Raw genomic sequence first — 18,848 nt, forward strand, 5'->3', positions numbered from 1 at the left:
GCGGATCAAAGATATATCGTTGGCGACATGACACGCAGTAGCTTAAGCGAAGGGAATTTTTATAAGTTTTTGAGATGTTTTAGAATAAATTAGGAATAGAAAAGGGGTGATGTAATATGGAATTAACTACTAGTACTACTAATGCATTTGGGATATCTAAGAGTCTTATTTATATAGCTGTTGGAGTTTATATATGTGATACTCCACAAAGAGAGCTAACATATCCTTTTATAATAAAAAAGAGCCAGATACATTTAGTACCTGGCTCCAGTAATTACATATCTACTTTATCTACATCAACACTCGGTATGCTAACACTAGCAACCATATATCCCTTTAACTTATACTAATCTAATATTTGTATAGATATGTTTCTAACTCCCCAGCTATTGCACTGTGAATCCGAATTCATAAATATATCTATTTTATTTCCTTTTATTCCTCCACCACAGTCTTCTGCAATGAATGTTTTCCCAAATCTAGGTATATAGACTCTTGTTCCATAAGGTATAACATCTGGATCTACAGCTATTGTTCCCCATTTTGGTTTTGTTCCTGTTGCAGTTACACCATCTCCACTATAAGCTGTAGCTGAAACTACTATATTTTTATTTGATGAAGATGAAACTTCAGAATCTGATAATTTAGCTTGTGATGATTCTTTTTTGCCTGATGATACTTTTGAACTTGATGATTCTTTTGCATCAGAACCCTTTGAAGTTTTATTACTTGTCATTAAAGCCACATCTGTATCTAAATGTGAGCTATGTACCCATCCAGTTTTTCCCTCTGAAGTTTGAAGTTTATACCATCCATCTAATGATGATATTACTTTTACCTTTTCTCCTTCACCTAGGACTTTTATAACTTCATAATTAGTTGATGCTCCTTTTCTCATGTTAGCAACGTCTTTTAAAGTTCCATTAGCATCACTGTCTGACCATGCAAATTTAGCATCTGATACTTTTATATATTTTCTATATGACCAGCCTACTTCACCATCTGAAGTTTTAACTTTGTACCAGTCACCTTTTTTTGATAAAACTTTTACACTATCTCCCTTTTCATGAACACTAATTATTTCATTTTCAATTGATGGACCTTTTCTGAAATTTAAATATTCTGTTACTGTTCCTGAAACAGCATTTGCTTCTTCTTTTTCTTGTTTTGAAGCATCTACATATTTACCATATGACCAACCTGTTTCATTATCTGAAGTTTTAACTTTGTACCAACCATTTGACTCTGATAATATTTTTATATTTTCCCCTTGATCAAGTACCTCTTTAACATTATGTTCAGTAGATGCACCTTTTCTTAGGTTTAGATCTTCCTTTACTGTTGCTGCTTGAGATTCAACAGAAGCACAAGCCCCTAGTGCCATTGCCATTGATACAAAAGCTGTTGTTTTTAAAGTATTTTTTAACATATATTTTCCTCCAATATCGTTTTATAGAATAATCTTTCTAAATAAAATATTGTGCCTTTAGTCACTTAATTTTCAAATCTATACTTATATGTTATTACAACTTTGTAACTTTTGGAAGTGTTTTTTGCAAAATATTTACAAATCGTTTACAAAATATATGTTTCATTTCTAATCTCCATTAGCTCAAACCCAGTATTTTCAACATCCAAGCCTTTTGTATATTTTTTTAATTTTTTTCATTTTTGTAACTTTTGTAACTTTTGTAAAATAACTCTTTTTAAAATATTGCTAACCATACTAATATATTCTATATAAAAAAAAATATGTTTCTTTTAACAATAAATTTTCATCTCTCATCATCAATTTTTACTCTTTCACTTCCATAAAAATTAGCACTACTATATTAGTTTTTTTCCCTACTTTTCTTTTGATAATATAGCCCTTATTTTTAATATTTGATTTTTACCATCCTATCTCCTTTAATTTTAAGTAAAAAAACACCCCTATCGTTAGAATTTTGATCCAACAATCGGGGCGCAGTACAAAAATATCCCTTTATTTTTTTATTTATATTAATCTACCAACAATAAATTCTATAATATAACATCCCTATTGCAGTCTTTTGAATATATGTATGATAAATTTTCTCTACCTACTCCATAACAGCATTGTGGTACATAAGGTCCAAACCAAATATAATCATTTTTCTTAACAGGTATCCATGTATTGTCTAAATTATAAAGACCTTCACCAGACAAAAAATACGCTCCATGCTCTTGTACATGGGTCTCAATAAATGGATGACAAGCTCCAGGATAAAAAGTTAATATGTGAAAGTTCATATCAAATGCTAAATCTTTTGGTAAAAAATCTATTATTTTAACATTAGCCATATTGTCATAATCTACTTCATCTTGTTCTTTTATGTTGGAAACTACAACCCAAGGTTTATAATCTTCCAATGGTTGATATTTTTGTTTATACAAAAATATTTTAGAGTCATTACCATATATATTTTCTAAATTCATGGTTTCCCAAGGAGTGCAATATACATATCCTCCAGATTCAATTATATATTCTTCATTTTTTATAGTTACTTTAATTTTACCTTCTATGCAATAAACAAAGGTTTCTATACCATTTCCGCCAAATCCTTTAGTTGTTCTTCCATCTTTATTCATTGTTATTATGTAATCTACAAAACTTGCACCTAGTTTTGGTGATGCTAGTATTGATATTCTACAATTTTCAAATCCTGGTACTACATTATTTACTAATCCTTCTGGTGGTATTAGTGCAAAACTTCCATGGTTGATTATTGATCTAGATGTTAACAAATCATTTGGATACCCCATTTAAATTCACCCCTAAAAATATATTTTATAATTTAATATTAATGCAGTGAACAGTGTATTGGCAACATTTGATAAGTTTCTAAAGTCTGATGTAGTTATAATAAATGGATATAGAACAGATTAGATTGTATAAAAAAAAGACCCAATGGGTCTTTTTTTATACAATCTATATATAAAAATTATAATATAGTTATATTTTCAGCTTGAGGTCCTCTAGCGCCTTGAACTATTTCAAAACTTACTTTTTGTCCTTCTTCTAATGTTTTGTATCCATCAGTTTGTATAGCTGAGAAATGTGCGAATACATCATCTCCACCTTCTACTGATATAAATCCAAATCCTTTGTCATTGTTAAACCATTTTACTGTTCCGTTAGTCATCTAATAATTCTCCTTAACCTTTTTACATGTTTATATTTTTTTTACTTCATATGTTATTATATACTATTTCAAGAAAATTTACACACTTTTTTGAAATATATTTTAATTATTTATTTTATTTAATATTTTTTAATCTTTATATTTTTTATATCGCTTTTTATATCATTACAGTTGCCATCCAACAGCTTCTTTTCTTACATCAATAAATTGTTTGTATATACCCTCTTCTTTAATCAAACTATGATGATCTCCTCGTTGTACAATTTTCCCATCATCTACAACTAAAATTTGATCTGCATTTCTAACAGTTTTCAATCTATGGGCAATCATAATTATAGTTTTATTTCTTGTTAATTCTTCAATAGCATCTTGAAGTTGTTTTTCATTTTCAGCATCTACATTTGCTGTAGCTTCATCTAAAATTATAATTGGTGCATCTTTAAGCATGGCTCTTGCTATAGATATTCTTTGTTTTTCCCCTCCAGAAAGTGATGCACCTCCCTCACCGATTATGGTATCATATCCATTTGGTAGATTTATAATAAAATCATGACAACTAGCTTTTTTAGCTGCTTTTATTACATCTTCTCTAGATGCATTATTACTACCAAATTTTATATTATTAGCCACTGTGTCTTGAAATAAATAAACATCTTGAAATACCATACTAATATTTTTTAGTAAACTATCTAATTTATATCTTCTTATGTCATTTCCCCCCAATGTTATTTTTCCCTTATCCACATCAAAAAATCTAGCTATTAAGTTGCATATAGTAGTTTTACCTCCTCCAGAAGGCCCTACAATTGCTGTAGTTGTATTTTGTGGAATATTAAACAACATATTATCAATTACTTTTCTATTTTCATAACTAAAACTTACATTGTCAAAATTAATATCATAGTTTTTAGGAATTATTTCACTACCCTCCACATCCATTACAGGAGTATCAAATACTGTATTGACTTTGTCTACACAATTATCCATTACTCTAAGAAGGGCAGAATAATTGCCTGCTGATTCCAACTGCCCATAGATTATAAATGAACAAATTATCATTAATATACAGTTTATAAGAGTCATTGAATTATTTAAATAAAAATAGATTGAAGTTAATATTACTAATATTCCCATAGATTTTAGTACAAAAGTTTGAAGTCCCATAATAGGTATAAATGTTTTTTCCATTTTATAATTTATATCATTATTATCCTCAATAGCTTTTATTACTTTTTGATTTGATTGATGTGATAAATTATAAGATTTCACTATGGAAATTCCTTGTATATATTCTAATATTTTCTCTACTAGTCTGCTGTCACTTTCAGTTTTAATAGGTGACAATTTATTGGATTTTTTTTGCATAATATTGTTTACACCAAGAAAAACTAATATTCCTAAAAATATAAGAATACCTATTCTATAGTCATAAATCAAAACACATATTCCTATAATACACGTATTTATAAACCCTTGAGTAGATAACATTATAACTCTTGTTGCCACATCTTGTAGCATTTCTAGTGTATTAGTAGTAATAGAGGTTATATATCCTAAACTATTATCATTTAAATAACCCATTGGCACATATTTCAAATGTTGTGCAATATCAATACGTTTATTTGCACATAATTCATATCCACCTATGGTTTGCTTCATTGTGATTTTGTTTTTTAGTATGGAACAACCTACTATACTTACAATCATAATACCTAAACTTAAAAACATGGTTTTCTCCGTCACATTATTTTCTAACATATCTTTAAGTACAATGGCTATGGCTGGGATTCTTATTGCTTCAAATATGGAATAAAAAACACTCATTACAATAGAATCATAAAAGTATTTTTTATATTTGCCAGAAAAATCAAAAAACTTATTAAATATTTTCAACATTATATAGCCACCTCTTTTCTATCTTTAACACTATTATGAGCTTTCCACATTTCTTTATATAATTTACACTTTTTAAGTAGGTCTTCATGTGTTCCTGTGCTTTCTATTTTCCCATTATTAACAACTATAATTTGACTAGTATCTACAATAGTAGAAAGTCTATGAGCTATAACTATCAATGTTTTTCCTTTTACAAGTTTTCCTACAGCCTTTTGCAAAATCACTTCATTTTCTGGGTCTGTATATGCAGTTGCTTCATCTAAAATTACAATATCCGCATCTTTTAACATGGCTCTTGCAATACTAATTCTTTGTCTTTCTCCTCCCGACAAATGACCTCCACTAGAACCAGCAACTGTGTTGTATCCATTTTCAAGTTTCAAAATAAATTCTTCGCATCCACTTTTTCTAGCTACTTTCTTTACATCCTCATCTGAGGCTTTTAGATTTCCCATACGAATATTGTTCATTATAGTATCATTAAATAAATAACTATCTTGAGATACATAAGCTATTTTTTCATTAAGTATTTCTAAAGGTATATCTTTAATGTTTATTCCTCCAATTTCTATAGCCCCTTTATTCACGTCCCAAAGTGAGGCTATTAATTTAGCTATTGTAGACTTTCCTCCTCCTGAGGGTCCAACTAGTGCATTTACTTGACCACCTTTTATATTTAAGTTCACATTATTTAATACTTGTTTTTTATCATAAGAAAAGCATACATTTTTTAGTTTTATATTATTAAAGGATAATTTTTCATTTAAAACATTTGGTCTCTTTAAATCATCTTTTTCTAATACACTATTAATATCACCTATTATTGTTTTTATTTTAGCTATATCGTCTGAATAAGACATAGCTGTTATAAGTGGTGTCATAACTCCTAGGGCTAAAATTATAATATTTATAAAATTTTCTGAAGTTAAGCTTCCATTTATATAAAACATGCACCCAATAGGTAGTACTCCTATTAATACTGCTGGAAATACTGCTATAGCAATAGAAAAATAAACATTGCATTTATCCATCCAATCTATAGCTGAATGAGCTGATTCGTATGCTGCTTTAGTGAATTTTTCATAAGATGATGCAGATTGATTAAAAGCCTTTATAACTTTTATTCCTGACACATACTCAACTGATGTGGCATTTAATATTTTGTTTTTGCTAATATAATTGCCATAATTTTTTTCATAATCTTTTGTCATCATCATATAGCATAATATTCCAAGGGGAACGGTTATTAAAGATGCAAGTGCCATTCTCCAATCTATGGTAAAGATGTAAATAACAATTGCAAAAGGAACGAGTAAATTAGATGTCATTTCTGGAACAACATGTGCTAGTGTTGTTTCTATACTATCTATCTTTTCTACTATTATGGATTTCATAGTGCCTGAAGGTATGTTCAAAACATCTCCAAGGGGCATATTAGCCAATTTTTCAATAGATCTTTTTCTCACATTAGCTATAACTGTAAAAGTAGCTTTATGAGATAAGGTAGTTGATATGCTGTGAAATAACACGCGCAAAAACCAAGACACTATACATATAACACAAAGATTAACATAATTATTAAAATCCTTAACTCCCTTGACTAAATCAACAACTATTCTCGCAACCAAATAGTAGGGTAATATACTACAAGCAACTCCAATTACTGCACATATAACTGAAATTATATAATACTTTTTGTGATCACTTACAAAATCAATAAGACTTTCAATAGTGCTTTTTTTATTCATTTATACCACTTCCTTATTAAAATTCATTATTTCTATATCTTAATGGTGTAAACCCAATAACAGACTTAAAAGCTGCTGCAAATTTACTAGGGTTGTCATATCCTAAATAATTAGCTATATTGCTAATATTGTCATTACTTTCCTTCAACAAAATACAAGCTTCATTCATTCTATAGGATTTCATATAGCTATATATGGGGTCTCCATATACTTCTTTGAAACATTTTTTCATTGTAGTTAGTGGATAATCAAATTTATTAGATAATTCTTCTAAAGTAATATGTTTATCCATATTTTTAATCATATATTTTTCAATTTCCTTTACTTTGTCCACTTGAGATTTTGTAAAATAATTTCTATCTTCTTTATCTTTATTTACATCTAAAGTTTTGAAAAAAAGTAGCAACTCTAATATTTTTATTTTTAAATAAGAATCTCTTATTTTGTCATCTACTTGGTACAATTCATTAAACACATGCTCTATTCCACTTTTTGTTCTCATTATAAATGGTTCATTGTTTTTGCATAACTTGTCTTTTAGGTCATATAAGTCCACATCAAAATTATCCAAAACTTTCTTTATGCTCTGATTAGCTTCGTCTAAATAAAAAACCACTGTTATACCAATATATTTTTTTAGAGGAAATCCAAATATTTTTCCATGATGCTCTCTTATACTTATTTGCATATCCCCTTGTTTCAAATACAAATAATCATTATTGTGACATATCCACTCCATTCTGCCTTCTTTGCAATAATCTATACAAAACATATTAATGTCGCTTTTAAAATTAGATGTACACTCCCTCATATTAAATTCATTGTAAGTAATATAAACTCCAGGAAATACTTTATATGATTTGAAGCCACCACTACCTGTATTATTTCTTATCTTGAATATTTCTGGATCATCACCTTTTATAATTTGGTCAAAACTTTCAAATACATCAAATGAATATCTTTGCGATAAAAACATCCCCACCCCTCCTATTATTTTAATCTCTCTCACGATACAGTTAGTTTCAACTAACTATATAGTAGCAAATATATTTGTCTTTCTTCAACTCCATATTGGTTTTTATAATCCATTTGGACATTAACTTTAGACTTATTGTTTTTAAATAAAATTTATGATAATGTAATATTAATAGAAATGGAGGTAACTTATGAAAAAACAAGAATCTATAGAAAATTATTTAGAAACTATTTTAATACTGTCTAATAGATTAAGTTCAGTTAGATCCATAGATATAGTAAAAGAACTAGGCTATAGTAAACCTAGCATTAGTGTTGCCATGAAAAACCTTCGTACAAAAGGATATATAAACATGGATGATGATGGTTATATTACTTTAACTACTAAAGGCAATAATTTAGCAAAATCCATTTATGAACGTCATATAGTTTTATCTAAAGCCTTAATGTCAATTGGTATAAGAGAAGAAACAGCAAAGGAAGATGCCTGTCTTATAGAACATATTATTAGTGAAGAATCTTTTGAAAAAATAAAATTATATCTAAATAGAAAAATAAAAGTATAAATAATTGTATTAAAAAAGTGACATAACCCATAAAATTTCATGAGATATATCACTTTTTATAAGAAATAATAAATAAAAGTAGTACATATTTTATTTATTTTATTACATAATTATAGTTTTCCAAAGCATTTTTCCAATTGATCAAATTAATCCAATTATCTATATAATACGCCCTGTTGTTTTTATACTGCAAATAGTAAGCATGTTCCCACAAATCTATACAAATAATTGGTGTTAAATTATCTGATATAGGTGAGTCTTGATTAGCTGTTGTAATTACAGATAATTTTCCATCACCATCAGAAACAAGCCATGCCCACCCTGAGCCAAATACACTTGATGCAGCTTTCTTAAATTCATCCATAAAGTTATTATAAGTGCCAAAATCTCTTTCAATTGCCTTTTTCAATTCACCAGAAGGAGCCGTTTTGCTAGGTGTCATAATAGAAAAGAAAAACTCATGATTATATACTCCACCAGCATTATTTTTTACAGATTTGTAGATTTCCTTTGGTAGATAATCTAGATTTCTCAATAGTTTCTCCAAAGAATAACTTTGGTATTTAGGATAATTCGCCAAAGCTTTGTTTAAATTAGCTACATAAGTTTGGTAATGTTTGTCATGATGATAAGTCATAATTTCATTGCTTATAAATGGTTCTAAAGCATTGTAGGAATATGGCAGTGGCACTGCTTTAAATTCTTGGATGTCCTTCAACCCCAATGAAAATATACTTATGTAAGTTGTAAAAAGAAGCAAAAATCCAAATCCTACTGCCAATAATTTTTTTCTCATATTTTATCACCTCAGCAATAGTATGTCTTAAATAGTGCAAAAATATTTTACATTATAAAAGGCCTATAAAATTCTCATAAGCCTTTATAATCATTACAATTACTTTCTCTATCTTCAGTTTTAAGATAATTTCACATCATAACGATCTGCATTCATAACTTTATTCCAAGCACATACAAAATCTTTCAAAAACTTAACCTGAGAGCCTTCACTTGCATAAACTTCTGCAATAGCACGAAGTTGAGCGTTAGAACCAAAAATAAGGTCAACTGGAGTTCCTTTCCACTTTAATTTTCCTGTTGTTCTGTCACGTCCCTCAAATATTTGTTCATCGGTAGAAGTAGGTTGCCAAACTGTGTCCATGTCTAAAAGATTTACAAAGAAATCATTTGTAAGAGTCTCTGGTCTCTTTGTAAAAATACCATATTGAGATTTTTTATAGTTAGTATCTAACACACGCATACCACCTAATAATACTGTCATTTCAGGAGCAGTCAAAGTTAAAAGCTGTGCACGATCAATTAATAATTTGTCTTGCATCATCGAATATTCTGGCTTTACATAGTTTCTAAATCCATCTGCTTTTGGTTCAAGTACATCAAATGATTGAATATCAGTTTCTTCCTGTAACGCATCTGTTCGTCCTGGAGTGAAAGGAACTCTGATTTTATATCCTGCTTTTCTTGCTGCTTTTTCAATTCCTACACATCCCCCTAGCACAATCAAGTCTGCTAAGGATACTTTCTTATTTACTTTATTTGATTTTAACTGTACATAATTAAAGTCTGATTGTATTTTTCCAAGAATTTGTAAAACCTTATTTAATTGATCTGGTTCATTAACTTCCCAAGATCTCTGTGGCTGCAGACGAATTCTTGCACCATTTGCACCACCACGTTTATCTGATCCTCTAAATGTGGACGCAGAAGACCAAGCTGTATAAACAAGCTGTGGCACAGATAAATTAGACTCTAAAATTTTATTTTTAAGATGTTTAATATCTTCTTTGTTAACTAGTTCATAATCAACTTTTGGCACAGGATCTTGCCATATTAGTTGTTCTTTTGGAACTTCCGGACCTAGATACCTTGAAATAGGTCCCATATCTCTATGGGTCAATTTAAACCAAGCGCGTGCAAAATCATCAGCAAATTTATCAGGATTATTCATATAATTTCTAGCAATTTTCTCATATATTGGATCAAAACGAAGACCTAAATCAGCCGTTGTCATCATAGGACGATGCTTTATAGATGGATCATGTGCATCTACTATCATATCTTCCCCAGCTACATCTTTAGCCAGCCACTGATAAGCTCCCGCAGGACTCTTAACTAATTCCCAGTCATACTTAAACAATGTATTAAAATAGCCCATATCCCATTTTGTTGGATTTGGCTTCCATGCACCTTCAAGTCCACTAGTAATCGTATCAATACCTTTACCTGTTTTATAATCATTCTTCCAACCAAGTCCCTGTTCTTCAATAGGAGCAGCATCTGGTGCAGGTCCAACATATGTGGCTGGAGCTGCTCCATGACATTTTCCAAATGTATGACCGCCTGCAATAAGTGCCACAGTTTCTTCATCATTCATAGCCATACGAGCAAATGTTTCTCTAATATCTTTTGCAGACCCAACTGGATCTGGTTTTCCATCAGGTCCTTCTGGATTTACATAAATAAGTCCCATCTGAACTGCGGCAAGGGGATTTTGAATTTCGTTTGTACCAGAGATTTTATTAGTTCCAAGCATCTCTTTAGTAAAGCCCCAATAAACCTCTTGTGGCTCCCAAACATCCTCACGACCACCACCAAATCCAAATGTCTTAAGTCCCATAACCTCAAAAGCACAATTACCTGTTAATATCATAAGATCTGCCCAGGAAATTTTATCTCCGTATTTTTGTTTAATTGGCCAAAGCAACCTACGAGCTTTATCCAAATTAGCATTATCAGGCCAACTATCTAATGGTGGAAACCTTTGAGTTCCATCACTTGCTCCACCTCTTCCGTCCCCTACTCTATAAGTTCCTGCACTATGCCATGCCATACGAATAAATAGAGGTCCATAATTACCAAAATCTGCTGGCCACCAATCCTTTGAATCTGTCATTAAATCATATAAATCTTTTTTTAATGCATAATAATCAAGTTTTTCAAATTCTTTAGCATAATTAAAATTACAGCCCATTGGATTACTTAAATTTGAGTTTAGGTGAAGAATGTTTAAATTTAAATTATTAGGCAACAAATCCATGTTGTTTGTTGTAGTATTTGACATTCTAGTTCTTCCAGTAAAGGGACATCTCATCTCTCCCATTTCATAATAACCCTCCTTTACTTTAATGTTTTAAATGTTTCATTACATAATATGTAAATAAATTTTTACTTATGCAAATTCACATTTGTGTTTCATATAGGAGCTGTAATTATTAATACTATTTATTTTTATCTATAAATTTATCAACTTCATTATTTATCTTATTCTCATTGCCTGTCATTAAGTGGCCACCACTTTCATATGAAATAAAAGTACAGTTTGGAAATCTTTCTACAGATGATTTGGTACGACTGTACACTGCCAGTTTATCATCTTTTGCATTAAAAACAATTGTAGGAACTTTTAAATTCTCCACATCATACTGGTTAAAGTTTTTATCCATATCTGTATTTACTACTTTGGAATCAAATACTATTCCATTACGTTTTTCATTTATTGGAAGAATCTCATTAATAGTACTGCTATCCATTCCCATTAGGGGTTCAAATAAAGGACTTATAAGCCACATTGTGAGATTATTACAAACTTGCTTAGGTGGGCCAACATATTCTTCATTTGTATCTGGTTTAACTGAATATAGCATAGATGAGCAATATAATATAAGTCCCTTTGTTCTCTCAGGATAATCTAGAGCAAATCTTATGGCAGGTGTTCCTCCTGCTGATGTTGCAAGTACATAGACCTTATCTATGTTTAACTTATCAAGAAGTTGTTTATATGCTTTTGCTTGATCCTTAACTGTTGCATTTTGTGGCATATCACTTCCTATATATCCAAATCTTGATGGAGCAATTATTCTATAATCATCCACCCTATTTTTTAAAGCATCATAAGCTTGATCATATCCACCACAAATTCCATGACAAATAAGGACAGGTTCTCCACTTCCCTTATCTATATAAGTCATCTTTCCAAAACTAGTATTTATACTTGAGGTCATTTCCTTATAATAATTAAGGCGTGTATTAGCCTTATTAATACATATAAAATATCTAACTACAATTAAGACTATAAGGAAAGCTAAAAGAATTATTTTTAAAAACATACTCATTTTCATTAATTATTCCTCCAATCGATAATTATCAGAAAAAACTCTTACATGCTCTTTTATCATAAGTTTTAGTTCATCTTCCCTGGAGTTATCTATATCGTACATTTGGAACATTAGAAAAATTGGTGCATAGAAGTGCATTGCAATTATTTGAGGATTTTCCTTTCTAAAAAATCCATCCTTTACAAATTTATCAAAGATGTGAGATTCATTTTCTATGGGACCACTGATAAAAGTTTTATCATACATTTCTTTGGCATAATCATTGTTGTATTGTTCTCGACATAGGAGTTTTCTATAACTTGAAACTACATTGTCTTTCACATAAAGTTGAAATATATTCCATGATATTTCACTTAGTTTCTTTACTGCTAATCTTTTGTAATCACCACTTAAGTCTTGGCTTTCTGTATTTGGTACTGCATTTTTTAGAAAGGTTTCTTCTAGACGTTTATCTACTTCTTCGATTATTTTGTTTAGTATATCTTCTTTGTTTTTGTAGTGTTTGTAAAGCGCACTTTAGCTTATACCAATTACTTTTGAGATATCTCTGACAGATACTCCGCTGTATACTTTTTGTGAGAATAATTCTAAGGCTACTAATAAAATTTTTTCTTCTGTTTTTAAGTTATCCATAAATTTTATCCCTTCTAATAAATATATATATTAAGCTTTATATTCGGTGAACGATTGTTAACTAAATTGCAGTTAACAATTGTTCACTTGTCAATTTATATTTTTGTATAATGATGATATGTAGATTTTTTCTTTTGATGTATTTAAATTATTAAATTTAGGCATAATTTAAGGGGTGTATCAAAAATGATACACCCCTTGAGATTTTTTATTAAAGTAACTTAATCAGCTCTTCTAAATCCTCTGATAAAGTTCTTGCACGTTCAAAATCAGTATCAGCTAAAGCTAATGCTACTTTTGTTTCAACTGATTTTTTCTTTTCTTCTATTGCTAAATAGTCTTTATCAAAATGATTCGCATAAATCATTCTTCTAAACTTTTTCATACTCATTTTTCTAACTGTCTTATCTTCAATAAATAAAACATAGTCTACACAATTAACTATAAAATGATAATCATGAGAAATCATTAAAATAGCGCCTTTATAATCTTCTATCGCTTTTTCTAAAGCCATTTGTGAATAAATATCTAAGTGACTTGTAGGCTCATCCATTAGTAACATATTTGCCCTACTTGCAGAAACCTTAGCCAGTTGAAGTATATTTTTTTCTCCACCAGACAAAGATTCTATCTTTTGTGTAAGTGTATCTGCATCAAAACCGTATTTTCCAACATATCTTCTAATCTCACCATAAGTTTCAAATCCTACATCGTAGAACTCTTGAAGGATTGTATTAGATTCATTTAATGCTTCACCTTGATTTTGTGATAAATAAGCTACTTCAATGTTTTCATTTATTTCAATAGCTTTGTTATTATTTTTAAATATTTCTTTTAATAAAGTAGTTTTTCCCACACCGTTTGTACCAATGATAGCCACTTTATCCGTAGATTTTATCTCAAAATTAACATTTTCTAAAAGTACATCATCAAAGGCAACACTGTAATCTTCAACTTTCAAAGCAATAGTTTCTTCTATTTCATTATTTGTAACTAAGTTTATATACGGTTGTTTTATATCTACAAATGGAGCTTTAATTCTACGCTCTTCTAATCTTTCTTGGATTTTTACCCTAGCTTTTAAGGCTCTTCCTCTAGAAGCATCAGCATTGTAAGTTGCTTTTTCTCTTAATATATCAATTAAAGCTTCATTTCTGGCAATTTCTTCTTCATCAGCAAGAGCCATTTCTTGTAACTCTATTTTAGTTTGAAGTAAAGATAAGTTATAATCAACATATCTTCCATCAAATTCTTGAATTTCCGTATTTTCAAGATGAACAATTTTATTAAAACAATGATTAAGCAGATATCTATTGTGTGTAATAACTAAAATTGTTTTTTTGTGAGAATTAATTAAATCTTTAAGAGAATTAAGATTTTCAAAATCTAAAAATACATCTGGCTCATCCATAATTATTAAATCTGGATTATTAAGCATTTCCTTAATTACTTGAATAAGTTTAAATTCCCCACCACTAAGTTCACATATCATTCTATCTTTATGCTTGCTTAAGTTTGCAAGATTTAGTTTCTTGTTTATGTTACTTTCAAAATCATCCCCATCAATTGCCTCAAATGCGTCTAATGCTTCTTGGTACTTTTCTAATAAAGTTTCAATATCATCAGAAGTTCCCATTTCAGCGCAAATAGATGATATTTCATCTTGTAGCTTAATAAAAGGTTCAGCTATATATTCAAAAACTGTAATTTCCTTTGTTTTGTCTACTTGTGAGAACTGGCTTACATACCCGATTCTACAGCTTGGATCCATTTCTAACTTACCATCAAACATATATCTTTCTGGGTCCATAATTATATCTATAAGTGTACTTTTTCCGCTACCACTTGCTCCTATAAAAGCGCAGTGTTGATTCTCTTCTAATGTAAATGAAACCTTATTGTATAGATCTTTTAGCGGAAATGAGTAAGACAAGTTGTCAATTTTTATCATATTATTACCTCTCTTTATGATTTAAAAAGAGCTTATAAAAATAAGCTCTTTAATATATATTATAACGACATTTTTTTAAATTTTCTTTTGATAGCATAACACTTTTTACAACTAATTTCAATGATTTTATATTTAATTAAATTACTCTTTTATAATCCTTTTTATTTCTTTTTTTAGTTTTGGATCAAGATTTTTATTTGAATATACCTTTTTCCATTCTTCATTCAATGACTTCTTTTGATCCTCTGAAAGAGTTTCTGAATTATAAGGATTAAACATGTCCACTATTTCATAACAATCAAAGTTAACATACTTGCATAAGTCATCTATATTTTGAATTGCAAATTTCATATTTTCATATGACATCAATTCACCATCTCTTCCATTTTTTAATAAATACTCACTTATTTGATATTCTTGATCTGTAACAAGAAAGTATTCTCCTTCAGCATCCATTATTTCATCTGTAGAATCAATATATCTAACAAGCTCAATTTCTCTTATCAACTTCTCTTTTTCAGTTAAATCTTTATAATTACCATTAACAAACCCAACTAAGCCAAAGTCACAATCAGGATCTAAAATACTCTCTTTACGTTGTTTAATTGTTTCATCTTTAACATCGAATTCCTTAAACCCTTCTAAATTTTTATCAATTTCTTTATCCCTAATTTCTGTTAATTGATTAATATTTAAATCTTCTAGTTTTTGTGACTTATTATCACTATTTCTAAATATAAATACCGCTGATAATATAGCGCATATTATTAAAATAAAAACAATTAAACTTACTTTTTTATTTTTTATCATTTGTTCACCCCTGTTTCCCCTGATTTTGCTGCATTACTTATTCCACTAAATTATAATTAAGTCCACATAATCAATTTAATTATATCAAACTAAAAGTTAATGTAAATAAATGGAAACAATTTTATACCCTTTCAATATCTTAGGTTTAATGTGAACTATAGTATTTTGAACATCTATACAGATACAAATCATACTAAAGTGCATTTTGGTGTAGCAAATTAATACATTATATGATATGACAGTGTGATTTCAAAGCTAATACATTAGCCTGTGGTTACTAATTTTTTTTATTGGTAACCACAAATATTAATTTCCACAATACTCTGTTCAAGTACTATCTTTTCTGTCAAATTGTCTTTATCCTTTTTAATTGGTTTAATTATATTATATTTTTATGAATTACATTCAAGCTCTCTTTATACAAAAATAACCTGGAGCATTTAACTCCAGGTTTTTATATTTATTACTTGATTCATATGTAAGTATATAATTTCCTTTTTACTAATCACATAACTATAAATTTTACATAATAAAATTGCTCAATATAAACTTATACGTTTCTCCACCAACTATACCTATAAATATACTTAGAAAAGTACCAACTATAAATTTAACAGCAAAATCTCTATCCTTAAAATCGCCCATCCTAGCCAAAGATTTTCCAGTCAAAAGTAATGCAATAGATGAGTAATTATTGCAAATAACTAATATTATAACAATACTACGTTCTAATATTCCTATGTATCTACTTATATTCTCATCATTCTTTTTTGATTCATCAGTCTCTTCTGTTATAGCAGGTTCATCAATTTGTTCATTAAACTCATCATATTCTTCTACTCTCCCGCCGCTATTTAAAGCAAAATAAGTAGCAACTCTATCAATGCTACATACCAATCTATTAATTGACTCTTCTTTAGAATTAGCTTTGATAGTTTGTTGTTTAATGTTCTTAAATGCCTTTTCAAAAAACAAATCAATAAATAACTCACCACATCTAACTGTATAAATAAACACTATGATAAATAATAGTATTTTATAAAATAAAGATTGATCTATATAAGTTATTACTCTTAAATTTATTAATTTTGAATTAGCAAATATTAGAATAGTAAATATTAAATGAAGTATTTGATCTACTAGAAAAAGAATATCTTCGCCAAATCCAATATTAAATATTTTTTTGTCAGAAACTAAATTATATGCTTTTAAAAATTTAAATTTATTTTCATCTGTAACCACTTTAAAAGTCCAACATTTTATTATATCAATTAAAATATGTATGATAGAAATCAAAGATGTGTATCTTATAACATTTATAAAACTTATATGTCTACTATATAAAACTCCTATAATTATAGTAAAAGGTATAAATATTTGTGCAAAATGAACTAAATTACCAATGCACCTATTTTTTGCAGAACTTCCATCTTTTCTAAGTTCTACTGTTACACTTCCTTGTAAATACACATCACACAAAAGTGTAACTAATATTGAAATTAATAATGCTTCCAAACCTTACTCCTTATTTTTAAAATATAAATCTATTACTCTTTTTAAGTCTTCTTCAGCTTGTTTTATTTTTTCAAAGTGAGCTGTTTTACAGTTATTCGATATTGATTGTCTACTTTTACCAATTGAATTACCGGCTTTTTCATAATTTTCATATACTTCATAAGCATTTACAGACTCCCATTTTGAATCTGACCATTCATTTATAATACTATCCATTAGCATATAAATACTGTTGCTTATAATGTCAAACTGTTCATTAGGTGAGCATATATATGTCATTCTTTTTTTATCTTGTATTTTAACTTTATCTAAAGCTTCTCTTGCTTTGAAAAAAGCTTCCCCATCCATATTCCACGAGTTATCACTTTTTTCTGTATTTATTCCTCCAATACCCACTCCAATTCGTATTTTCAATGGTCTAAAGTAATATCTTAGTTGTCTAATTACTTCTATTATATTAATGATATCAGAACAAAATACTTGGATTTCATCTCCTCTAGATATGGATACATCTGTAGAAATCAAATTTTCACTTTGCAAACTCATTGTTATTTTTTGTGCTTGTTCAGTCAAAAATATATTTAGTACTTTGTCTTCATTATAATAAATATTTTTTGATTCTAAAAACTTTAATATATCTTTGTTACTATTTTTAGAGTTTATAACATCTGCCGTAATTACTGCACATAAGTAGTCCATATTTATTTCCTCCTTTAATTATTAATTATAATCATTTACAATATACTTGTCCACATTTATGTCAATCAATACACTTAACATTTTAATAATGTTAAGCATATTAGTTGACAAATAATTATAATTATCAACAATTATGTCAATTAATATACCTAACATTAATTTTTTATACATTATCTTTATACCTCATCTTCCTAATAGACGAAAACACTTTATTATCAAACAACTCATTATCTTAAGCCAATATAGAAGTAGCAAGATATAAGAAACCATTAATATTATCACACTAGTAATCTTAATAAAAATAAAAAGCTAATAATTTCAATAACTGAAATTATTAGCTTAACAAACTATTTGATTAACTTTTTATATTATTTGAAATCATTTTCAAACTCATCTATAGCATCTTTTAATAAAGTTACACTATAAGCCATAGATGGTCCTCCACCAAATCCTACAGCAACCATAGCTGCCTCTATTATTTCTTCTCTTGTAGCTCCAAGCTCTAATGATTTATAAACATGATAAACTATGCAGTATTCGCAACGGTTGTACACTCCAATAGCCACACTCATAAGTTCTTTAGTTTTTGTGCTTAAAGCACCTTCTTTGTAACCAGTATTTAAAAGTCTCATAAATGCGTTAACATTTGACTTATTAGTTTCTGCAAGTTCACCTAACCCCTGTGTAAATGAATTTAATATCTCCCTAACATCTCTTTTCATAATACCCTCCTTAATTTAATGCCATAGCAATAATTG

At 28.8% G+C, this 18,848-nt stretch carries 19 protein-coding genes; 2 read left to right on the top strand and 17 right to left on the bottom strand.

Going from position 1 to position 18,848, the window contains the following annotated elements; translation table 11 throughout:
* The first annotated feature begins 116 nt into the window (after positions 1–116).
* Positions 117–350, top strand: a complete 234-nt coding sequence (locus K0040_RS06735) for a hypothetical protein (protein WP_228108161.1) — start codon at positions 117–119, stop codon at positions 348–350.
* Here K0040_RS06735 and K0040_RS06740 read toward each other — a convergent pair.
* From K0040_RS06740 to K0040_RS06765, 6 genes are all read right to left on the bottom strand, one after another.
* The gene (locus tag K0040_RS06740; protein WP_228108162.1) at positions 347–1,429 is read right to left on the bottom strand and encodes an SH3 domain-containing protein; all 1,083 of its coding nucleotides are present in this window, start codon (positions 1,427–1,429) and stop codon (positions 347–349) included. The genes K0040_RS06735 and K0040_RS06740 overlap by 4 nt on opposite strands.
* A 593-nt stretch (positions 1,430–2,022) precedes the next feature.
* Complete coding sequence (allE, locus tag K0040_RS06745) at positions 2,023–2,784, bottom strand: (S)-ureidoglycine aminohydrolase (protein ID WP_228108163.1); 762 nt, start codon at positions 2,782–2,784, stop codon at positions 2,023–2,025.
* Between the two features lie 179 nt (positions 2,785–2,963).
* Positions 2,964–3,164 (bottom strand): cold-shock protein, encoded by a 201-nt coding sequence (locus K0040_RS06750; RefSeq protein ID WP_074916022.1) that lies wholly within the window; start codon positions 3,162–3,164, stop codon positions 2,964–2,966.
* Positions 3,165–3,329: 165 nt separating this feature from the next.
* The gene (locus tag K0040_RS06755) at positions 3,330–5,060 is read right to left on the bottom strand and encodes an ABC transporter ATP-binding protein (RefSeq protein WP_228108164.1); all 1,731 of its coding nucleotides are present in this window, start codon (positions 5,058–5,060) and stop codon (positions 3,330–3,332) included.
* A complete protein-coding gene (locus K0040_RS06760; RefSeq protein WP_228108165.1) occupies positions 5,060–6,808 on the bottom strand; it encodes an ABC transporter ATP-binding protein in 1,749 nt (582 codons plus the stop codon). Before K0040_RS06760 ends, K0040_RS06755 begins: the two co-directional genes overlap by 1 nt.
* A gap of 16 nt (positions 6,809–6,824) precedes the next feature.
* The gene (locus tag K0040_RS06765) at positions 6,825–7,784 is read right to left on the bottom strand and encodes a helix-turn-helix domain-containing protein (RefSeq protein WP_228108166.1); all 960 of its coding nucleotides are present in this window, start codon (positions 7,782–7,784) and stop codon (positions 6,825–6,827) included.
* A gap of 190 nt (positions 7,785–7,974) precedes the next feature.
* Here K0040_RS06765 and K0040_RS06770 point away from each other — a divergent pair, with 190 nt between their 5' ends.
* Positions 7,975–8,349 carry a metal-dependent transcriptional regulator gene (locus K0040_RS06770; protein WP_228108167.1) on the top strand — a complete coding sequence of 125 codons (375 nt, stop codon included), beginning with the start codon at positions 7,975–7,977 and terminating at the stop codon, positions 8,347–8,349.
* A 94-nt stretch (positions 8,350–8,443) separates the two neighbouring features.
* Here the strand turns inward: K0040_RS06770 and K0040_RS06775 are convergent, their stop codons facing one another.
* From K0040_RS06775 to K0040_RS06825, 11 genes are all read right to left on the bottom strand, one after another.
* Positions 8,444–9,145 carry a superoxide dismutase gene (locus K0040_RS06775; protein WP_228108168.1) on the bottom strand — a complete coding sequence of 234 codons (702 nt, stop codon included), beginning with the start codon at positions 9,143–9,145 and terminating at the stop codon, positions 8,444–8,446.
* Between the two features lie 120 nt (positions 9,146–9,265).
* Positions 9,266–11,467: a catalase/peroxidase HPI gene (gene katG / locus K0040_RS06780; RefSeq protein ID WP_228108169.1), complete on the bottom strand. Its 2,202-nt coding sequence runs from the start codon at positions 11,465–11,467 to the stop codon at positions 9,266–9,268.
* 118 nt (positions 11,468–11,585) lie between these two features.
* Positions 11,586–12,485: an alpha/beta fold hydrolase gene (locus K0040_RS06785; RefSeq protein WP_228108170.1), complete on the bottom strand. Its 900-nt coding sequence runs from the start codon at positions 12,483–12,485 to the stop codon at positions 11,586–11,588.
* A gap of 3 nt (positions 12,486–12,488) precedes the next feature.
* Positions 12,489–12,803 carry a hypothetical protein gene (locus tag K0040_RS06790; protein WP_228108171.1) on the bottom strand — a complete coding sequence of 105 codons (315 nt, stop codon included), beginning with the start codon at positions 12,801–12,803 and terminating at the stop codon, positions 12,489–12,491.
* 195 nt (positions 12,804–12,998) lie between these two features.
* Entirely contained in the window at positions 12,999–13,115 is a 117-nt protein-coding gene (locus K0040_RS06795) for a TetR/AcrR family transcriptional regulator (protein ID WP_228108172.1), read from the bottom strand.
* Between the two features lie 211 nt (positions 13,116–13,326).
* On the bottom strand, positions 13,327–15,066 hold the full coding sequence (locus K0040_RS06800) for an ABC-F family ATP-binding cassette domain-containing protein (protein WP_228108173.1): 1,740 nt from the start codon (positions 15,064–15,066) through the stop codon (positions 13,327–13,329).
* Positions 15,067–15,207: 141 nt separating this feature from the next.
* Positions 15,208–15,876, bottom strand: a complete 669-nt coding sequence (locus tag K0040_RS06805; protein WP_228108174.1) for a hypothetical protein — start codon at positions 15,874–15,876, stop codon at positions 15,208–15,210.
* Between the two features lie 522 nt (positions 15,877–16,398).
* Positions 16,399–17,391: a DUF3307 domain-containing protein gene (locus tag K0040_RS06810; protein ID WP_228108175.1), complete on the bottom strand. Its 993-nt coding sequence runs from the start codon at positions 17,389–17,391 to the stop codon at positions 16,399–16,401.
* Between the two features lie 3 nt (positions 17,392–17,394).
* Positions 17,395–18,090: a SatD family protein gene (locus K0040_RS06815; RefSeq protein WP_228108176.1), complete on the bottom strand. Its 696-nt coding sequence runs from the start codon at positions 18,088–18,090 to the stop codon at positions 17,395–17,397.
* 21 nt (positions 18,091–18,111) lie between these two features.
* Positions 18,112–18,261 (bottom strand): hypothetical protein, encoded by a 150-nt coding sequence (locus tag K0040_RS06820; RefSeq protein ID WP_228108177.1) that lies wholly within the window; start codon positions 18,259–18,261, stop codon positions 18,112–18,114.
* 197 nt (positions 18,262–18,458) lie between these two features.
* A complete protein-coding gene (locus tag K0040_RS06825; RefSeq protein ID WP_228108178.1) occupies positions 18,459–18,812 on the bottom strand; it encodes a carboxymuconolactone decarboxylase family protein in 354 nt (117 codons plus the stop codon).
* Positions 18,813–18,848 lie beyond the last annotated feature (36 nt).

The organism is Terrisporobacter petrolearius, from assembly GCF_020748185.1.
Taxonomy (GTDB): domain Bacteria; phylum Bacillota; class Clostridia; order Peptostreptococcales; family Peptostreptococcaceae; genus Terrisporobacter; species Terrisporobacter petrolearius.